At 68.3% G+C, this 14,557-nt stretch carries 13 protein-coding genes and 1 pseudogene; 7 read left to right on the top strand and 7 right to left on the bottom strand.

Annotated elements, in window-relative coordinates:
* Nucleotides 1-3: 3 nt before the first annotated feature.
* Nucleotides 4-888, top strand: a complete 885-nt coding sequence (locus LRS03_RS12605) for a cytochrome c oxidase subunit 3 (RefSeq protein WP_257825783.1) — start codon at nucleotides 4-6, stop codon at nucleotides 886-888.
* Nucleotides 889-955: 67 nt separating this feature from the next.
* On the opposite strand, the gene LRS03_RS12600 is transcribed toward LRS03_RS12605, so the two are convergent.
* The gene (locus LRS03_RS12600; protein WP_257825782.1) at nucleotides 956-1,177 is read right to left on the bottom strand and encodes a twin transmembrane helix small protein; all 222 of its coding nucleotides are present in this window, start codon (nucleotides 1,175-1,177) and stop codon (nucleotides 956-958) included.
* A gap of 80 nt (nucleotides 1,178-1,257) precedes the next feature.
* Here LRS03_RS12600 and LRS03_RS12595 point away from each other — a divergent pair, with 80 nt between their 5' ends.
* Genes LRS03_RS12595 through LRS03_RS12575 form a run of 5 tightly spaced genes read left to right on the top strand, consistent with a single transcriptional unit; the run spans nucleotide 1,258 to nucleotide 5,258 of the window.
* Nucleotides 1,258-1,959: an SURF1 family protein gene (locus LRS03_RS12595; protein ID WP_257825781.1), complete on the top strand. Its 702-nt coding sequence runs from the start codon at nucleotides 1,258-1,260 to the stop codon at nucleotides 1,957-1,959.
* Nucleotides 1,913-2,611 carry a hypothetical protein gene (locus tag LRS03_RS12590; RefSeq protein ID WP_374685054.1) on the top strand — a complete coding sequence of 233 codons (699 nt, stop codon included), beginning with the start codon at nucleotides 1,913-1,915 and terminating at the stop codon, nucleotides 2,609-2,611. The genes LRS03_RS12595 and LRS03_RS12590 overlap by 47 nt, the downstream gene beginning before the upstream one ends.
* A gap of 4 nt (nucleotides 2,612-2,615) precedes the next feature.
* Complete coding sequence (locus LRS03_RS12585; RefSeq protein WP_257825780.1) at nucleotides 2,616-3,728, top strand: COX15/CtaA family protein; 1,113 nt, start codon at nucleotides 2,616-2,618, stop codon at nucleotides 3,726-3,728.
* Between the two features lie 22 nt (nucleotides 3,729-3,750).
* Nucleotides 3,751-4,662, top strand: coding sequence for a heme o synthase (gene cyoE, locus LRS03_RS12580; RefSeq protein ID WP_257825779.1), 912 nt, complete (start codon nucleotides 3,751-3,753; stop codon nucleotides 4,660-4,662).
* Nucleotides 4,659-5,258 carry an SCO family protein gene (locus LRS03_RS12575; RefSeq protein ID WP_257825777.1) on the top strand — a complete coding sequence of 200 codons (600 nt, stop codon included), beginning with the start codon at nucleotides 4,659-4,661 and terminating at the stop codon, nucleotides 5,256-5,258. The genes cyoE and LRS03_RS12575 overlap by 4 nt, the downstream gene beginning before the upstream one ends.
* Before the next feature lie 48 nt (nucleotides 5,259-5,306).
* Here the strand turns inward: LRS03_RS12575 and rpoH are convergent, their stop codons facing one another.
* The 5 genes and pseudogenes from rpoH to LRS03_RS12550 form a co-directional block, all read right to left on the bottom strand.
* Nucleotides 5,307-6,227: an RNA polymerase sigma factor RpoH gene (gene rpoH, locus LRS03_RS12570; RefSeq protein WP_257825775.1), complete on the bottom strand. Its 921-nt coding sequence runs from the start codon at nucleotides 6,225-6,227 to the stop codon at nucleotides 5,307-5,309.
* A 127-nt stretch (nucleotides 6,228-6,354) separates the two neighbouring features.
* The gene (locus tag LRS03_RS12565; protein ID WP_257825774.1) at nucleotides 6,355-9,543 is read right to left on the bottom strand and encodes a PAS domain S-box protein; all 3,189 of its coding nucleotides are present in this window, start codon (nucleotides 9,541-9,543) and stop codon (nucleotides 6,355-6,357) included.
* Nucleotides 9,544-9,670: 127 nt separating this feature from the next.
* Nucleotides 9,671-10,767: pseudogene (ychF, locus tag LRS03_RS12560) on the bottom strand (redox-regulated ATPase YchF).
* 63 nt (nucleotides 10,768-10,830) lie between these two features.
* A complete protein-coding gene (locus LRS03_RS12555) occupies nucleotides 10,831-11,721 on the bottom strand; it encodes an ATP-binding protein (protein ID WP_257825772.1) in 891 nt (296 codons plus the stop codon).
* Entirely contained in the window at nucleotides 11,630-12,577 is a 948-nt protein-coding gene (locus LRS03_RS12550; RefSeq protein ID WP_257825770.1) for a histidine kinase dimerization/phospho-acceptor domain-containing protein, read from the bottom strand. Before LRS03_RS12550 ends, LRS03_RS12555 begins: the two co-directional genes overlap by 92 nt.
* A gap of 226 nt (nucleotides 12,578-12,803) precedes the next feature.
* Between LRS03_RS12550 and LRS03_RS12545 the strand changes: the two genes are divergently transcribed.
* Entirely contained in the window at nucleotides 12,804-13,673 is an 870-nt protein-coding gene (locus LRS03_RS12545; RefSeq protein ID WP_257825767.1) for a pirin family protein, read from the top strand.
* On the opposite strand, the gene LRS03_RS12540 is transcribed toward LRS03_RS12545, so the two are convergent.
* Nucleotides 13,645-14,556 carry a DMT family transporter gene (locus LRS03_RS12540; protein ID WP_257825766.1) on the bottom strand — a complete coding sequence of 304 codons (912 nt, stop codon included), beginning with the start codon at nucleotides 14,554-14,556 and terminating at the stop codon, nucleotides 13,645-13,647. The two genes, LRS03_RS12545 and LRS03_RS12540, sit on opposite strands and share 29 nt — an antisense overlap.
* Nucleotide 14,557: the final 1 nt, after the last annotated feature.

The following is a 14,557-nucleotide window of genomic DNA, read 5'->3' as shown; positions in this document are numbered from 1 at the left end:
ACCATGTCGGCAGCGACAACCCCGGGGCAAACCCCTCACTACTTCGTCCCCGCACCCTCGCGGCACCCCGTGATGGCCTCGATCGGCCTGTTCATGGTGATCCTTGGCGCAGGCCAGTGGATCAACGGCCAAGGCTGGGCGGCGTATCTGGTGCTGTTCGGCCTGCTCTGGTGGGCCTTCGTGCTCAAGCAGTGGTTCGGTGACGCCATCCGCGAAAGCGAAAGCGGGCTCTACAGCGACCGTATCGACGTGTCGTACCGCTGGAGCATGAGCTGGTTCATCTTTTCGGAAGTGATGTTCTTCGGCGCCTTCTTCGGCGCGCTGTACTGGGCCCGCATCCACTCGGTGCCGAGCCTGGGCAGCCTGGAGAACGCGATCCTGTGGCCTGACTTCAAGGCCTTCTGGCCCAGCAGCGTGCCCGGCACCACCGGCGCACCGGCCGGTACCGTGGAGCCCTTCGCCGTGATGGGTCCGTGGCCGATTCCCACCATCAACACGGCGCTGCTGCTGACCTCGGGTGTCACGCTCACGATCGCGCACCACGCGCTGATTGCCGGCAACCGCAGCAAGACGATCCTGTGGATGTGGATCACCGTGATCCTGGGCGCGACCTTCCTCGGCTTCCAGGCCTACGAGTACATGCACGCGTACCGTGACCTGAACCTCAAGCTCAACTCGGGTGTCTACGGCTCGACCTTCTACATGCTGACCGGCTTCCACGGCTTCCACGTGTGCGTGGGTGCCCTGATGCTGCTCTTCATCACGCTGCGCCTGCACAAAGGCCATTTCACGCCGCAGCGCCACTTCGGCTTCGAGGGCGCGGCCTGGTACTGGCACTTCGTGGACGTGGTGTGGCTCGGCCTCTACGTGGTCGTGTACTGGCTCTGAGTCCCGGCGAATCATCCAGATGCGAAAAGAGCGCCTCGCGGCGCTCTTTTGCTTTGGCGGCTGATGCTCAGCGCTCGATCGGAATGCCCGAGGGCTTGATCCAGCCCATCCAGTAGGCGAAGAGGATGCACAGGAACAGCAGCACCGACAGCCCGACCCGCACCGCGAGGGCCCGCATCATGTTGGCGGTCTTGGGCTTGCCGTCGCGGCCGTCGCGCATCAGGAACACACCGGCCGAGGCAAGCGCCGCCACGATGAACACCAGGGCTGCGGCAATGAAGTACTTCATGGGCGACGATTATTCCACCCGGTGGGTGCGGCATGGCCGGCTGGCTGTCTGACCCGCGCCGACGCGCAGTCGTCGTACTCGTGGCCACGCTGATCGGCATGGCCGTGACGGCGCGCCTGGGCGTGTGGCAACTCAGCCGTGCGTCGCAGAAAGAGGCGTTGCAGTCGTCGCTCGATACACGCGGCCGCCTGCCGCCGTTGCGCATGGAGACCTTGCCGCAGAGCGAGTCGCAGGTGCTGGCCGAGCTCCATCGGCCCACCGTGTTGCGTGGCGAGTGGCAACAAGGGGCCACGGTCTTTCTCGACAACCGGCAGATGAACGGCCGCCCGGGCTTCTTCGTGCTCACGCCGCTGCTGCTGGCCCCCGGCGACGCGGTGCTGGTGCAGCGCGGCTGGGTGCCGCGTGACGTGCAGGACCGCAGCCGCGTGCCGCTGGTGCCCACACCCGCCGGCCCTGTTGTAGTCCGTGGGTGGCTGGCCCCGGCTCCGGGCCGCCTCTACGACTTTGCCCCCGGTGTGCCGGCCTCGGGCCCGATCCGGCAGAATCTCGTGCTCGCCGATCACTCGCGCGAGATCGGCGTGACGCTTCGACCCTGGACGGTCCTGCAGAGCGACGAGGGCGCACCGAAGGGCGATGGCCTCTTGCGCCAATGGCCGCGGCCTGCGGCCGATGTTCACAAGCACTACGGCTACGCCTTCCAGTGGTTCGGTCTGTGCGCCTTGATGGCAGGTTTGTATGTCTGGTTCCAACTCCTCCGCCCCCGCTTCCAGCGACGCCGGTGAAGCCTTCAGCTTCACTGTGCACTCGATGCCCGCGCCCTCGCTCGACGATAAGCGCACGGCGAACGGCCGGCTGAAGATGATGCTGGTGCTGCTGGTGTGCGCAGCGCCGGTGATCGCGTCATACCTGACCTACTTCGTGATCCGGCCCGAGGGCCGCACGAACTACAGCGAGCTGGTGCAGCCGCAGCGCCCGATCCCCGTCGATCTGCCCCTCGTCGATGTGCAGGGCCAGTCGGTGTCGCCTGCGTCGTTGAAGGGCCAATGGCTGCTGGTGGCGGTGGCCGGGGGCGCTTGCGACGAAGGCTGCGAAAAGAAACTCTGGTTGCAGCGCCAGTTGCGCGAAGCACTCGGGCGCGAGAAAGACCGGCTCGACAAGGTCTGGCTGGTGCACGACGGGGTGCCGGCGCGTGCGCAGGCGGTGCAGGCCATGCAGGCCGCGGGTGCGGCCACCGTGCTGGTGCTGCCGCAGGCGGCGCTGGCCAAGTGGCTGGAGCCGGCGCCGGGCCAGCGGCTCGAAGACCACTTCTACATCGTCGACCCGCTCGGCAACTGGATGATGCGGGTGCCGCCCAACCCCGACGCGGCCAGGCTCAAGCGCGACCTTGACAAGTTGCTGCGCGCGTCGGCCTCCTGGGATACGGTGGGGCGCTGACAGCGTGGCCGATCAGTCTCTCTACAACCTCGATCCCGTGCTCTGGCTGGCCCTGGTGGGCCTGCTGCTCGGGGGCTGTGTGCTCGTGTGGAACTGGTGGCGGCATCGCCACGCCACACCGGCGGTGCGCCTGCGTGCGTTGACCTGGCTCACGCTCTTCTTTACTTTTGATCTGGTGATCTTCGGCGCGTTCACGCGCCTCACCGACTCCGGGCTCGGCTGCCCCGACTGGCCGGGTTGCTACGGCAGCGCCAGCCCGCTCGGGGCGCACGCCGACATCCAGGCCGCACAGACGGCGATGCCCACCGGCCCGGTGACGCACGGCAAGGCGTGGGTGGAGATGGTGCACCGCTACCTCGCGACGGGCGTTGGCGTGCTGATCATCGCGTTGGCCATCGGCAGCTGGCGCGCGCACCGTCGCGGCGACGCCGCGCTGTCGCCCTGGTGGGCCACGGTCACGCTGGTGTGGGTGTGTCTGCAGGGAGCGTTCGGTGCGCTCACCGTGACGATGAAGCTCTACCCCGCCATCGTGACGCTGCACCTGCTCGGTGGTATGGGTTTGCTGGTGCTGCTGGCCGTGCAAGGCGAGGCCTATGAGCGCAAGCCCCTGGTCTTGTCGCCGATGCTGCGAGGCGGAGTTTGGGCGTTGGCCCTGCTGACCGTGGTACAGATTGCGCTCGGCGGCTGGGTCAGCACGAACTACGCGGTGCTCGCCTGCCGCGACTTCCCCACCTGCCAGGGCGAGTGGTGGCCGGCGATGGATTTCGAGCACGGTTTCACCATCCTGCGCGAGCTGGGGGCCGGCAAGTCGGGTGGGTATCTGCCGTTTGCGGCGCTGACCGCGATCCACTTCACGCATCGGCTGGGCGCTCTGGTCGTGCTGGGCCTGATGCTGCTCGTCGCCTGGGGTCTGCGGCGCGCGGGAGGTCTGGCACATCGCCGTTTCGCCGCTGCCTTGCTGGCGGTGGCGGTGTGGCAGTTCATGAGCGGCTTGAGCAATGTGGTGCTCGGCTGGCCGCTGGTCGCCGCGCTGGCCCACACCGCGGGTGCCGCGGTGCTGATCACCGTGATATCGGTGGTGGTGGTGCGTGCCCGGCAGGCGGGTGTGGCCTCGTAAAATCGCCGATTCCCCTCCTGCCATGCCTGAAACCCTCAGCCCCCCTGCTCCGGCCGTCGCACGCGCGTCGGTGATCCGCCAGTTCTACGCGCTGACCAAGCCGCGCGTGGTGCAGCTCATCGTCTTCTGTGCCGTGATCGGCATGCTGCTCGCGGTGCCGGGTGTGCCCGATTGGCGCGTCGTGCTGCCGGCGACCGCCGGCATCTGGCTGGTGGCCGCTGCGGCTGCCGCGTTCAATTGCCTCGTCGAGCAGCGCATCGACGCGAAGATGGCCCGCACCGCCTGGCGCCCCACCGCCAAGGGCGAGCTGACCAACACGCAGACGCTCGTCTTCTCGGCCGTGCTGTGCGCGATCGGCAGCGCCTTGCTGTACTGGCTGGTCAACCCGCTGACGATGTGGCTCACCTTCGCCACCTTCGTCGGGTATGCCGTCATCTACACCGTGGTGCTCAAGCCGATGACGCCGCAGAACATCGTCATCGGGGGTGCCTCGGGTGCCATGCCGCCGGTGCTTGGCTGGGCCGCGATGCGCGGCGAGGTGGGGCCCGAGGCGCTGATGCTGTGCCTCATCATCTTCCTGTGGACGCCACCGCACTTCTGGGCGCTCGCGCTCTATCGCGTCGAAGACTACCGCCGAGCCGGCCTGCCGATGCTGCCGGTGACCCACGGCAACGAGTTCACCCGCCTGCAAGTACTGCTCTACACCTTCGTGCTCTTCGCCGCGACGCTGCTGCCCTTTGTCTTCGGCATGAGCGGCGTGGTCTACCTGGTGTCGGCGGTGCTGCTCGGTGCTGGATTCATCGGCTATGCGTGGCGGCTGTGGCGCAGCTACTCCGACGCGCTCGCCCGCAGCACCTTCCGTTTCTCGATCGTGCACCTGTCGCTGCTGTTCGCCGCGCTGTTGATCGACCACTACCTGCCGCCTCTGCTGTGATCGCACGCCGCCACACCCTCATCGCACTGGCTGCCCTGCTGGCCGGATGCGACAAGCTGCCGGGCGCCAAGCCCGGCTTCAAGTCCATCGACATCACCGGGGCCGAATACGGCAAGAACCTGTCGCTCGCCGACCCGAGCGGCAAGACTCGAACCCTGGCCGATTTCAAGGGCAAGGTGACGGTGGTGTTCTTCGGCTACACCCAGTGCCCCGATGTCTGCCCCACGACGATGGCCGAGTTGGCCCAGGTGAAGAAGTCGCTCGGTGCCGACGGTGACAAGGTGCAGGGCGTCTTCATCACCGTCGACCCGGAGCGCGACACCCCCGAGCGTCTGCAGGCCTACATGCAAGGGTTCGATCCGAGTTTCGTGGCCCTGCGCGGCACGCCGGAGCAGACGGCGGCCGCGGCCAAGGACTTTCGCGTCTACTACGCCAAGGTCCCCGGCAAGACCGAAGGCAGCTACACGATGGACCACACCGCCGGCTCGTACATCTTCGATTCGACCGGCAGGCTGCGCCTCTTTACCCGCTACGGCGACAAGGAGAGCGGGGCCAACCTCGCGGCCGACATCAAGGCGCTCGTCGCCGGCGCCTGACAAAGAAAAACGGCCCCGCAGGGCCGTTTTGCATGGTGCCTCGAACGGTCAGGCGTCTTGCGCGAGTGCCTTGCGCATCTTCTTCATCGCCGCCACTTCGATCTGACGGATGCGTTCGGCGCTCACGCCGTATTCGCTTGCCAGGTCGTGCAGCGTCATGCCGCCGGAGCTGTCGTCGTTGACCTTCAGCCAGCGCTCTTCCACGATGCGGCGGCTGCGCGCGTCGAGCGCGTCGAGCGCCTGGGCGATGCCGTCGCCGGCCAGCCAGTCCCGGCGATGGGCTTCGATTACGCGCGTGGGCTCCGTGCTCTCGTCGGCCAGGTAGGCGATCGGGGCGTAGCTCTCTTCGCCGTCGTCGGTTTGCGGCTCCAAGGCCACGTCGCCGCCGGACATGCGGGTCTCCATCTCCAGCACTTCCTCACGCTTCACGTTCAGCGTGCGGGCGACCGTGTCGGCCTCGCCTTGCGTCAGCGTGTTGCGGTGCGTGTTCTCGTCGGCCGACTCTTCCTTCAGGCTCTGTTTCATCGAGCGCAGGTTGAAGAAGAGCTTGCGCTGGGCCTTGGTGGTGGCCACCTTCACCATGCGCCAGTTCTTGAGGATGTACTCGTGGATCTCGGCCTTGATCCAGTGCATGGCGTAGCTCACCAGGCGCACGCCCTGGTCGGGGTCGAAGCGCTTGACGGCCTTCATCAGGCCGACATTGCCTTCCTGGATCAGGTCACCATGCGGCAGGCCGTAGCCGAGGTACTGACGCGAGATCGACACCACCAGGCGCAGGTGCGACAGCACCAGCTTCCCGGCGGATTCCACGTCGCCGTGGTCGCGCAGCTTGCGGGCAAAAGTGGTTTCTTCCTCCTGCGTCAGCAGGGGGATGCGGTTCACGGCCGAAATGTAGGCGTCAAGGTTGCCGAGCGACGGCACCAGCGACCACGGATCACGGACGGTCAGGGCAGAAGCAGTTGCGTTCATGGACATCTCAGACACCCTCCAGCGGAGTTCGTTCCGCAAATATTAGCACTCGATGTTCGAGAGTGCTGATCGCGGGAAAATCGTGGCTTGATGTGAGTCAATACTATCGAAAAAGTTCAGGTGGCAATTAGCCAAAGCGGGTTTCTGCACCTTCCAGAACACTGTCGACGACCGACAGCAACTCGGCCACGCTGACCGGCTTGGTGAGGTAGTGGAAGGCGCCCGCCTGCATGGCCGCCTCGATCTGCGAGGCGAGCGCATCGGCCGACACCACCACCACCGGGATGTCGGCCGTCGCCGGGTCGGACTTCAAATGGCGCAGCAGGTCCAGTCCGTCGATGTCAGGCAGGTGCATGTCGAGCAGCACCAGGTCGGGCCGCTTCGCCCGGATGGCCGCCAGCCCGTCCAGCCCGGTGACCGACACGTCGAACTGCACCTGCGGCCGGCGCAGCAGGATGCCGCGCATGACCTCCACGTTGGTCTCGTTGTCTTCGACGTAGTGCACCCGGCGCTGGTGGTAGGTGCTCTGGCCCTCGTTGAGCGCGTCCAGCGGCCCGGGGGTGGTGTCGGGGCGGTCGGCCCGCGGCAGGGTCAGGATGAACGACGATCCGGCGCCGGCCGTGCTGCGTGCGCGCAACGCGCCACCCATCAGCTCTGCCAGGCGTTGGCTGATCACGAGGCCGATGCCGGTGCCTTCCATCGACGTGCGTTCGCGGCCCAGACGGTTGAAGGGCTGGAACAGCTGCTCAAGCTGCTGTGCGGTCATGCCGAGCCCGGTATCCGAGACGACCAGTTCCACCATGTCGGGCTCGACGCAGCGCGCGGTGACGTGGATGCGACCACCGTCGCTGTTGTACTTGACGGCGTTGGACAGCAGGTTGATGAGGATCTGCTTGACCCGCGTGGCGTCGCCGATCACGCGGGCAGCGTCGTCGGGCACGTCTTGCGTGACCTGCAGGTGGCGGCGGCGCGCGTCCTGTTCGAGCAGGGGAAGGGCGGCGGCGATGACCTCGCGCAGGTCGAGCCGGTCGGGCTGCAGGTTGAGCGTGCCTGACTCGATGCGCGAGAGGTCGAGCACGTCGTTGATCATGTCGAGCAGGTGCCAGCCAGCGCCCTGGATCTGCGCCACCCACGGCCGCTGCGCCGCTGGCAGCGGGTGGTTCTGGTCGAGTTCGAGCAGCTGAGCGAAGCCCAGCATCGCGTTGAGCGGCGTGCGCAGCTCGTGGCTCATGCGCGAGAGGAACTCGCTCTTGGCGAGGTTGGCCGCTTCGGCGATCTCGCGGGCGCGCTCGGCTTCGGCCAGCCGCAGGTGCTCGGTGATGTCTTCGACGACGCCCACGATGCGGTGCGGCGCGCCTTGCGCGTCGCGCAGCAGCGTTACCACCGCCTGTGCCCACACCATGCGCTTGTCGCGCGTGAGAAAGCGGCTCTGCCGGCGGTACATGGGGATGTCGCCTCGCACCAGTTCGGCCGAGAGTTCGGCGTTCTGCGCGCGGTCTTCGGGGTGGGTGAGCGTGGCGAGGTCCATGCCCATCAGCTCATCGGCGCTGTAGCCGGTGAGTTCGCAGAAGCGCGGGTTGACCTGCCGCACATGGCCCTGAAGGTCGGTGTAGACCACACCGATCGGCACGTTGTTGAGGATGTTGCGGAAGCGCTGCTCGCTTTCGCGCAGGTCGACCTCGGTGCGCTCGCGTTCGGCGATCTCGCGCTGCAGTGCGGCGGTGCGGTCCTGCACCGCGGCTTCGATGCGGCGCGTGCGGCCGGTCACGGTCAACAGCAGTGCGCCCAGCATCGCGGTGGCGAGCAGACCCACCAGCGAGAAGAGCAGCGCATCGCGCTCGCGGGCGTCGGGCAGATCGCCGCGCTGGGCCGAGATGAGCAGGTCCCATTGGCGCCCTGCGAAGGCCAGCGGGCGCACATGCACGAGGTTGTAGCGTGCCGTCTCGCAGCCGGCGGGGCCCGCCAGGCGGCGGCGGCTGGCGGTGGGGTCGGTGTCGACCACGCAGGCGGTCAGGTAGTGCGGCAGCGCCGAGCGGAAGGAGGCCAGCACCGCCTCCATGCGCAGGGTGACGAAGACGATGCCGCGGGCGCTCTCCATGCGCTCGCTCGCCGTCGTCGGGGCGCCGTGATAGAGCGCCTGGTAGATGACGACGATGGTCTCGTCGCCCAGGTGCTGGGTGGCGCGAAAGCCGGCGGTGACCGCCGGGCTGTCGGTGCGCACGGTGGCGTCGACGGCCGCACGTGCCTCGGGGATGGAGCGGATGTTGACACCCAGCGCGCCCGCATTCGTCTCGGAGGGCTCGATGTAGCGCATCACCGCGAGCCGGTCGTCGGGCCGCTGCGGCAGGGTCGAGTCGCGCCGGTCGAAGACGGTGAAACCCGGGAAGTCCGTGGCACGGATGCGCGCCTCATAGGCCGGCGCATCGCTGCGCGACATGAACTCCGCGTAGCCCATCGCCTGCAGCTGGCTGCCCGGGGCGAGCCAGGACTGCGTGGCACGGCGCATCTCCGTCCGGGTGACGTCTTCCGACGCGAGGAAGGCACTGCGCACGGCTTCCAGGGCGTGCAGCGGGTACTGCATGCGTGCGGCGAGGTTCGACGACGCGTTCACCGCATCACGCTCGAAACCCGCATGCAACCGGGCCTCGGCCCAGTGCGCAACCTGCCGCACGCCGAGGGCCATCAGCAGGGTGGCCACCGCGAGCGTGAGGCCGACATTGAGGCGGCGTGCCGCCCATTCGCTGCGCGGCTGGCCGATGAGCGTGAGCGTGACCGGCGCGGCGATGAGCACGCCCAGCGTGTCGCCGGACGCCCAGACGCTCCAGGTGAACCAGAGGGTGTCGGGCAGTGGGCCCATCACCCAGTGCAGCATGGCCGTGCCCACCGTGGCGCTGACCATGCACGATACGACCGCGCCCAGTCCGAAGAAGACGAGGATGTCCGTCGGCTCGCTGAGCGTGAGCGGGCGGCTCGCGAAGCGCCGCACCAGCCAGGCGCCCAGCCCGGCCTGCAGCATGGCGCCGAAGGCCACGCCGGCCGGCAGCAGCAAGACCGTGGCCGCCGACACCGGGCCCTGGTGGAGGGCGGTCAACGCATTGACCGCGAAGGCGCCCAGCGCCACACCGGGCAGCACGCGCCAGCCGAAGGTCAGCACGCAGGCCAGCGCGATGCCGGCGGCGGGGTAGAGCGGGGAGGCGTAGCCCGGGGGGATGGCCAGCCAGAGTGCCGCCCAGCCCGCGATGCCATAAGCCAAGGCCGTGCCGGCCAGCGCGAGCAGCCGGTGGGGCGTTGGTCGAAGGGGCGCGACAGGCGTCATCGGGCGGTCACTGGCGTGGGTGGTGCGGCACGCAATGCGCCACAAGGCACGGTTGCGGCCGAGCCTACCACCCGCCGCTGCACGCCGGCATGCGGCAAGCGAGGGGGCCAACCCCTCGCGATCGAGGTCAGACGTTGAAGAGGAAGTTCATCACGTCGCCGTCCTTGACGACGTACTCCTTGCCTTCGGCGCGCATCTTGCCGGCGTCCTTGGCGCCCTGTTCGCCCTTGTAGGCAATGAAGTCGTCGTACCCGATGGTCTGGGCGCGGATGAAGCCGCGCTCGAAGTCGGTGTGGATGACCCCGGCCGCCTGCGGGGCGGTGTCGCCGATGTGGATGGTCCAGGCGCGCACTTCCTTCACGCCGGCGGTGAAATAGGTCTGCAGGCCCAGCAGGCTGAAGGCCGCGCGGATGAGGCGGTTCAGGCCCGGCTCGCTCTGGCCCATGTCGGCAAGGAAGATCTCCTTGTCTTCATCGCTCATCTCGGCCATCTCGGCCTCGGTCTTGGCGCAGATGGCCACCACCGGGGCCTTCTGGCTCTCGGCATACGCACGCAGGCGGTCGAGGTAGGGGTTGTTGTCGAAGCCGTGCTCGTCGACGTTGCCGACGAACATGGCCGGCTTGGCGGTGATCAGGCACAAGGGCTTCAGAACCACGAGACTACTTCCTTGCTGAAAGCGATGCTGCGCACCGGCTTGGCTTCGTCGAGCGCGGCCTGGCACTTCTGCAGCACGGCCACCAGCTTGGCGGCTTCCTTGTCGTTGCCCGACTTGGCGGCCTTGATCGAGCGCTGCAGCGTCTTCTCGACCGTGCTCAGGTCGGCCAGGCACAGCTCGGTCTGGATGACCTCGATGTCGGCGATGGGGTCGACCTTGCCGGCCACGTGGATCACGTTCTCGTCGTCGAAGCAGCGCACCACGTTGACGATCGCATCGGTCTCGCGGATGTGCGCGAGGAACTGGTTGCCCAGGCCTTCGCCCTTCGACGCACCCGCCACCAGGCCTGCGATGTCGACGAATTCCACGATCGCCGGCACGATGCGCTCGGGCTTGACGATCTCGGCCAGCTTCTGCAGGCGCGGGTCGGGCAGTTCCACGATGCCCACGTTGGGCTCGATGGTGCAGAAGGGGTAGTTCTCCGCCGCAATGCCGGCTTTGGTCAGCGCGTTGAAGAGGGTGGACTTGCCGACGTTGGGCAGGCCCACGATGCCGCATTTGAGGCTCATGGTGTGCAGGGAGAAGTGGGGTCCGCAAAGGCTGCGGAGCAGGGGGGTGATTCTAGTTCTGGGCTAGTTCTGCGCGGCGGCGGCCCGGGCTTCGAGGGCCTGCTGCACCGTCTGCAGCAGCCGCATGCGGCCCACCGGCTTAACCAGCACCTCGTCCATGCCCGCCTCCAGGCAGGCGGCACGGTCTTCGGCGTAGGCGTTGGCGGTGAGCCCGACCACCGGCAGGTGGCGTGCGGCCTCGCCTGCCTCGCCGGCGCGCAGCCGGCGGGTGGCCTCCAGGCCGTCCATGTCGGGCATGCGCCAGTCCATCAGCACCAGGTCGAAGCCGCCGCGGGTGAGCTGGTTCAGCGCCTCCACGCCCGAGCCGGCGGTGTGGACTTCGATCGACGCCGTCTCCAGCATCTGGGTCGCGATCATGGTGTTGACGGCGTCGTCGTCCACCAGCAGCACCCGCAGGCCAGCCAAGCCACCCGCCAGCGGCGCGAGCGCCGAGTTCACCGCCGGCGGCAGGGCTGGGGCCTCGCAGGGCACGAGCGGCAGGCGCAGCGTGACGCGGGTGCCGATGCCGGGCTCGCTCTGCAGGGCCAGGTTGCCGCGCATCAGCCCGACGAGCTGGCGTGTGATGGCCAGGCCCAGGCCGCTGCCGGCGTGGCGGCGGGTGTCGCCGCTGTCGGCCTGGTGGAAGGCGTCGAACACCAGCGGCTGGTGCGAGCGCTCGATGCCGATGCCGGTGTCTTCGATGTGGATGTGCAGCTGCTTGACGATGGGCTCGTAGCGCAGCGCGAGGCTCACATGCCCTTTGTCGGTGAACTTCACCGCATTGCCGAGCAGGTTGATGAGAATCTGCTTGATGCGGAATTCGTCACCGCGCAGCCACGGCGGCACGCTGTCTTCCACCGCCACCCGGCACTGCAGCGATTTGCCCGCGGCCTGCGGCTCGATCGTCTCGAGCACGCTCCCGATGCAGGCACGCAGCTCGAAGGGCTGGTTCAAGAGCTTCCAGGCGGCCGGCCTCGATGCGCGAGAGGTCGAGCACGTCGTTGATCAGGTGCAGCAGGTGGGTGCCGCCACGGCGCACCGTCTCGACCAGCTCGCGGCGGTTCGGCTCGGCGAGCGCCGGGTCGCGCAGCAGGTCGGCCGCGCCCAGCACGCCATGCAGCGGTGTGCGCAGCTCGTGGCTCATCACCGCGAGGAAGCGCGACTTGGCCTGCGACGCCTGCTCGGCCTGGTCGCGAGCGGATTCGAGGTCGCGCATGCGCCGGGTCACCACGTCGTCGACGGTCAGCGGCTGGCTCACAGGGTCGTCGACGCCCGAGTCGACCGCCGGCGCGAGCACCGACAGCTTGCGCAGTTGCCGCGCGATGCCGAACAGCGCGCCGATCACGAAGAGCTGCGCAAAGAAGCCGTTCACCACCAGCGGCCAGATGGTGTGGGTCCATTCCGGCGGGTTGCCGCCGCGCAGCTGCACCACCACCGCCGGCAGGGCGGTGAGCGTGAGCACCGCCAGGCACAGCGCCAGCGCCCGCCACAGGGGCCAGGTGGCGTAGATCAGCAGGTGCACGCCGACCAGCCAGTACGACATCGACGCCGCGGCGTAGGTGTTGAAGTTCTCGGCGACCAGCAGCATGTAGGTGACGCTGCCGACGAAGTAGACGCTCAACGCGAGCGATCCCAGGCCTTGCGCCAGCACCAGATAGCGGCCGCGCCAGTGCACCAGTGCCGCCAGGCCCAGCAGCCACACGATCAGCAGCGGGTAGGCGTAGCGGTCCTGGTTGGCGATCTGGCCGAGGGCCGACTCTGTCCACCACACCAGCGCAACGCTCGCGGCGATGAGGAGGAACAGCCACAGCGCCGTGCCACGCGCGACCAGCGTGATGTTGGGCGTGGGCTTGAGCGTCGGGGTTCGCGCAGCGGCAGGGTCAGGGGGGCGAGGAGCGGGTCCTTGCGCATGGCAGGCACAGCGAAGTGCGGTTGGTGCGGCCTATTATCGAGGCCGCCTGCCGTTTCGCTACAAACCCTCACGAGGATTCCCAGCGATGGACCTGCTCCAACTCACTCCGCACACCAAAGACCTGGGCGGTGGCTTCACCGTGCGCCGCGTCTTGCCTTCGGCCCAGCGCCAGGCCGTGGGCCCGTTCCTGTTCTTCGATCACTTCGGGCCGATCACCGCACACCCGAGCGACAACCACGATGTGCGGCCGCATCCGCACATTGGCCTCGCGACGGTGACCTACCTCTTCGAGGGCGCGATGATGCACCGTGACAGCACCGGCGTCGTGCAGCGCATCGAGCCTGGCGCCATCAACTGGATGACGGCCGGGCGCGGCATCGTGCACTCCGAGCGCACGCCCGACGACCTGCGCGGCGTCGACCGGCGCAGCCACGGGCTGCAGCTGTGGTGCGCGATTCCCGCCGAGCACGAGGAAGACGAACCTTCGTTCTCGCACACGCCGGCCGCGGCCATTCCGTCGACCGAGCTGCCCGGCGTGAGCGTGCGGGTGATGATCGGCGAGGCCTTCGGCCTGCGTTCGCCGGTGCCGACCCTGTCGCCCACGCTCTACGTCGACCTCCAGTTGCGTGCCGGGGCCTCGCTGCAGGTGCCCGCCGCGGCGCGCGAGCGGGCGCTCTATGCCATCGACCAGGGCGTCGAATTCGACGGCCAGCCGGTGGCCGCGGCCACGATGGTGGTGCTGCCGGAAGGCGCAACGCCCACCCTCCGGGCGCCTCAAGCGGCCCGTGTGGTGATGGTCGGCGGCGAGCCGCTCGGCCACCGCCACATGTGGTGGAACTTCGTCTCCAGCCGCAAGGACCGCATCGTGCAGGCGGCCGACGACTGGGCGGCTCAGCGATTTCCGACGGTGCCGGGCGAGACCGAGTTCATTCCGCTGCCCGAGCGGCGGCCCTGACCGGCGCCGACTTGCGCAGGATCAGCACGTTGCCCGCCACCGCCAGCAGCACCCCCACTCCGGCCAGCGCATCGGGCCGGTAGCCCTCGAAGAGCGTCGACACCGCCAGCGCGAGGATCGGGGTCATCACCCCGATGGTGCCGGCCGGCCCGGCGCCCAAGCGCTCGAGCAGCGTCAGGTAGCAGGCGAACGACAGCACCGAGCCGGCCAGCGCCAGGTACAGCAGCGCCACCCACCACGAGGCGGCCGACGGCCACACCAGCGACTGGCCGCTCACGAGTGCAATGAGCAGCACCGCCGCGCCGCCGTAGAGCATGCCGAAGCCGAGGCTCGGCCACATCGTGAGGCCACGCTCGCCGTTGCGGCTGGCCAGGAGGCTGCCGATCGTGGACAGGAACACCGAGCCCGCAGTGAACACCACCCCGAGCGCCGTCTGGCCACCCACGTGTGTCTTGCCGAACTCGGGCCAGAAGATGAGCGCCACCCCTGCGAGCCCGAGCACGCCGCCGAGGATGAAGCGTCTCGTCAGCGGCGTGCCGAAGAACCACGCGGCACCGATGCCCCCGGCCAGCGGCGACGCGGAGTAACCCACCGCCACCACGCCCGAGGGCAGGTAGCGCTCGGCGTGGTACACGCAGATGTACGACACGCCGTAGAGAAACACCCCCTGCAGCGCAAACCACAGGTGTGCACGCCGGCCGAAGCGCAGCGTCTCGCCGCGCGCCGCCCGCCACGCCAGCACACACGCGCCGGCCAGCATGAAGCGCAGGGCAACGCCGAACTCCGGTGTGCTGCCGCCGAGTTGGAAGGTGATCGCGTACCAGGTCGTGCTCCAGACGAGCACGCAGATGGTGAAGAGAAGAGACGCGGGCAGTCGCTGCATG

The sequence above is a fragment of the Rhizobacter sp. J219 genome (assembly GCF_024700055.1).
Lineage (GTDB): Bacteria > Pseudomonadota > Gammaproteobacteria > Burkholderiales > Burkholderiaceae_C > Rhizobacter.
Note: the sequence above shows the minus strand (reverse complement) of the source record. Positions and strands in the feature narration are given on the sequence as shown.

Excerpts from the sequence above, each read along its gene's own strand:
- LRS03_RS12605 (WP_257825783.1), top strand. The coding sequence starts at position 4 with ATGTCGGCAGCGACAACCCCGGGGCAAACCCCTCACTACTTCGTCCCC.
- LRS03_RS12600 (WP_257825782.1), bottom strand. The coding sequence starts at position 1,177 with ATGAAGTACTTCATTGCCGCAGCCCTGGTGTTCATCGTGGCGGCGCTT.
- LRS03_RS12590 (WP_374685054.1), top strand. The coding sequence starts at position 1,913 with ATGTCTGGTTCCAACTCCTCCGCCCCCGCTTCCAGCGACGCCGGTGAA.
- cyoE (WP_257825779.1), top strand. The coding sequence starts at position 3,751 with ATGCCTGAAACCCTCAGCCCCCCTGCTCCGGCCGTCGCACGCGCGTCG.
- rpoH (WP_257825775.1), bottom strand. The coding sequence starts at position 6,227 with ATGAACGCAACTGCTTCTGCCCTGACCGTCCGTGATCCGTGGTCGCTG.
- LRS03_RS12565 (WP_257825774.1), bottom strand. The coding sequence starts at position 9,543 with ATGACGCCTGTCGCGCCCCTTCGACCAACGCCCCACCGGCTGCTCGCG.
- LRS03_RS12545 (WP_257825767.1), top strand. The coding sequence starts at position 12,804 with ATGGACCTGCTCCAACTCACTCCGCACACCAAAGACCTGGGCGGTGGC.
- LRS03_RS12540 (WP_257825766.1), bottom strand. The coding sequence starts at position 14,556 with ATGCAGCGACTGCCCGCGTCTCTTCTCTTCACCATCTGCGTGCTCGTC.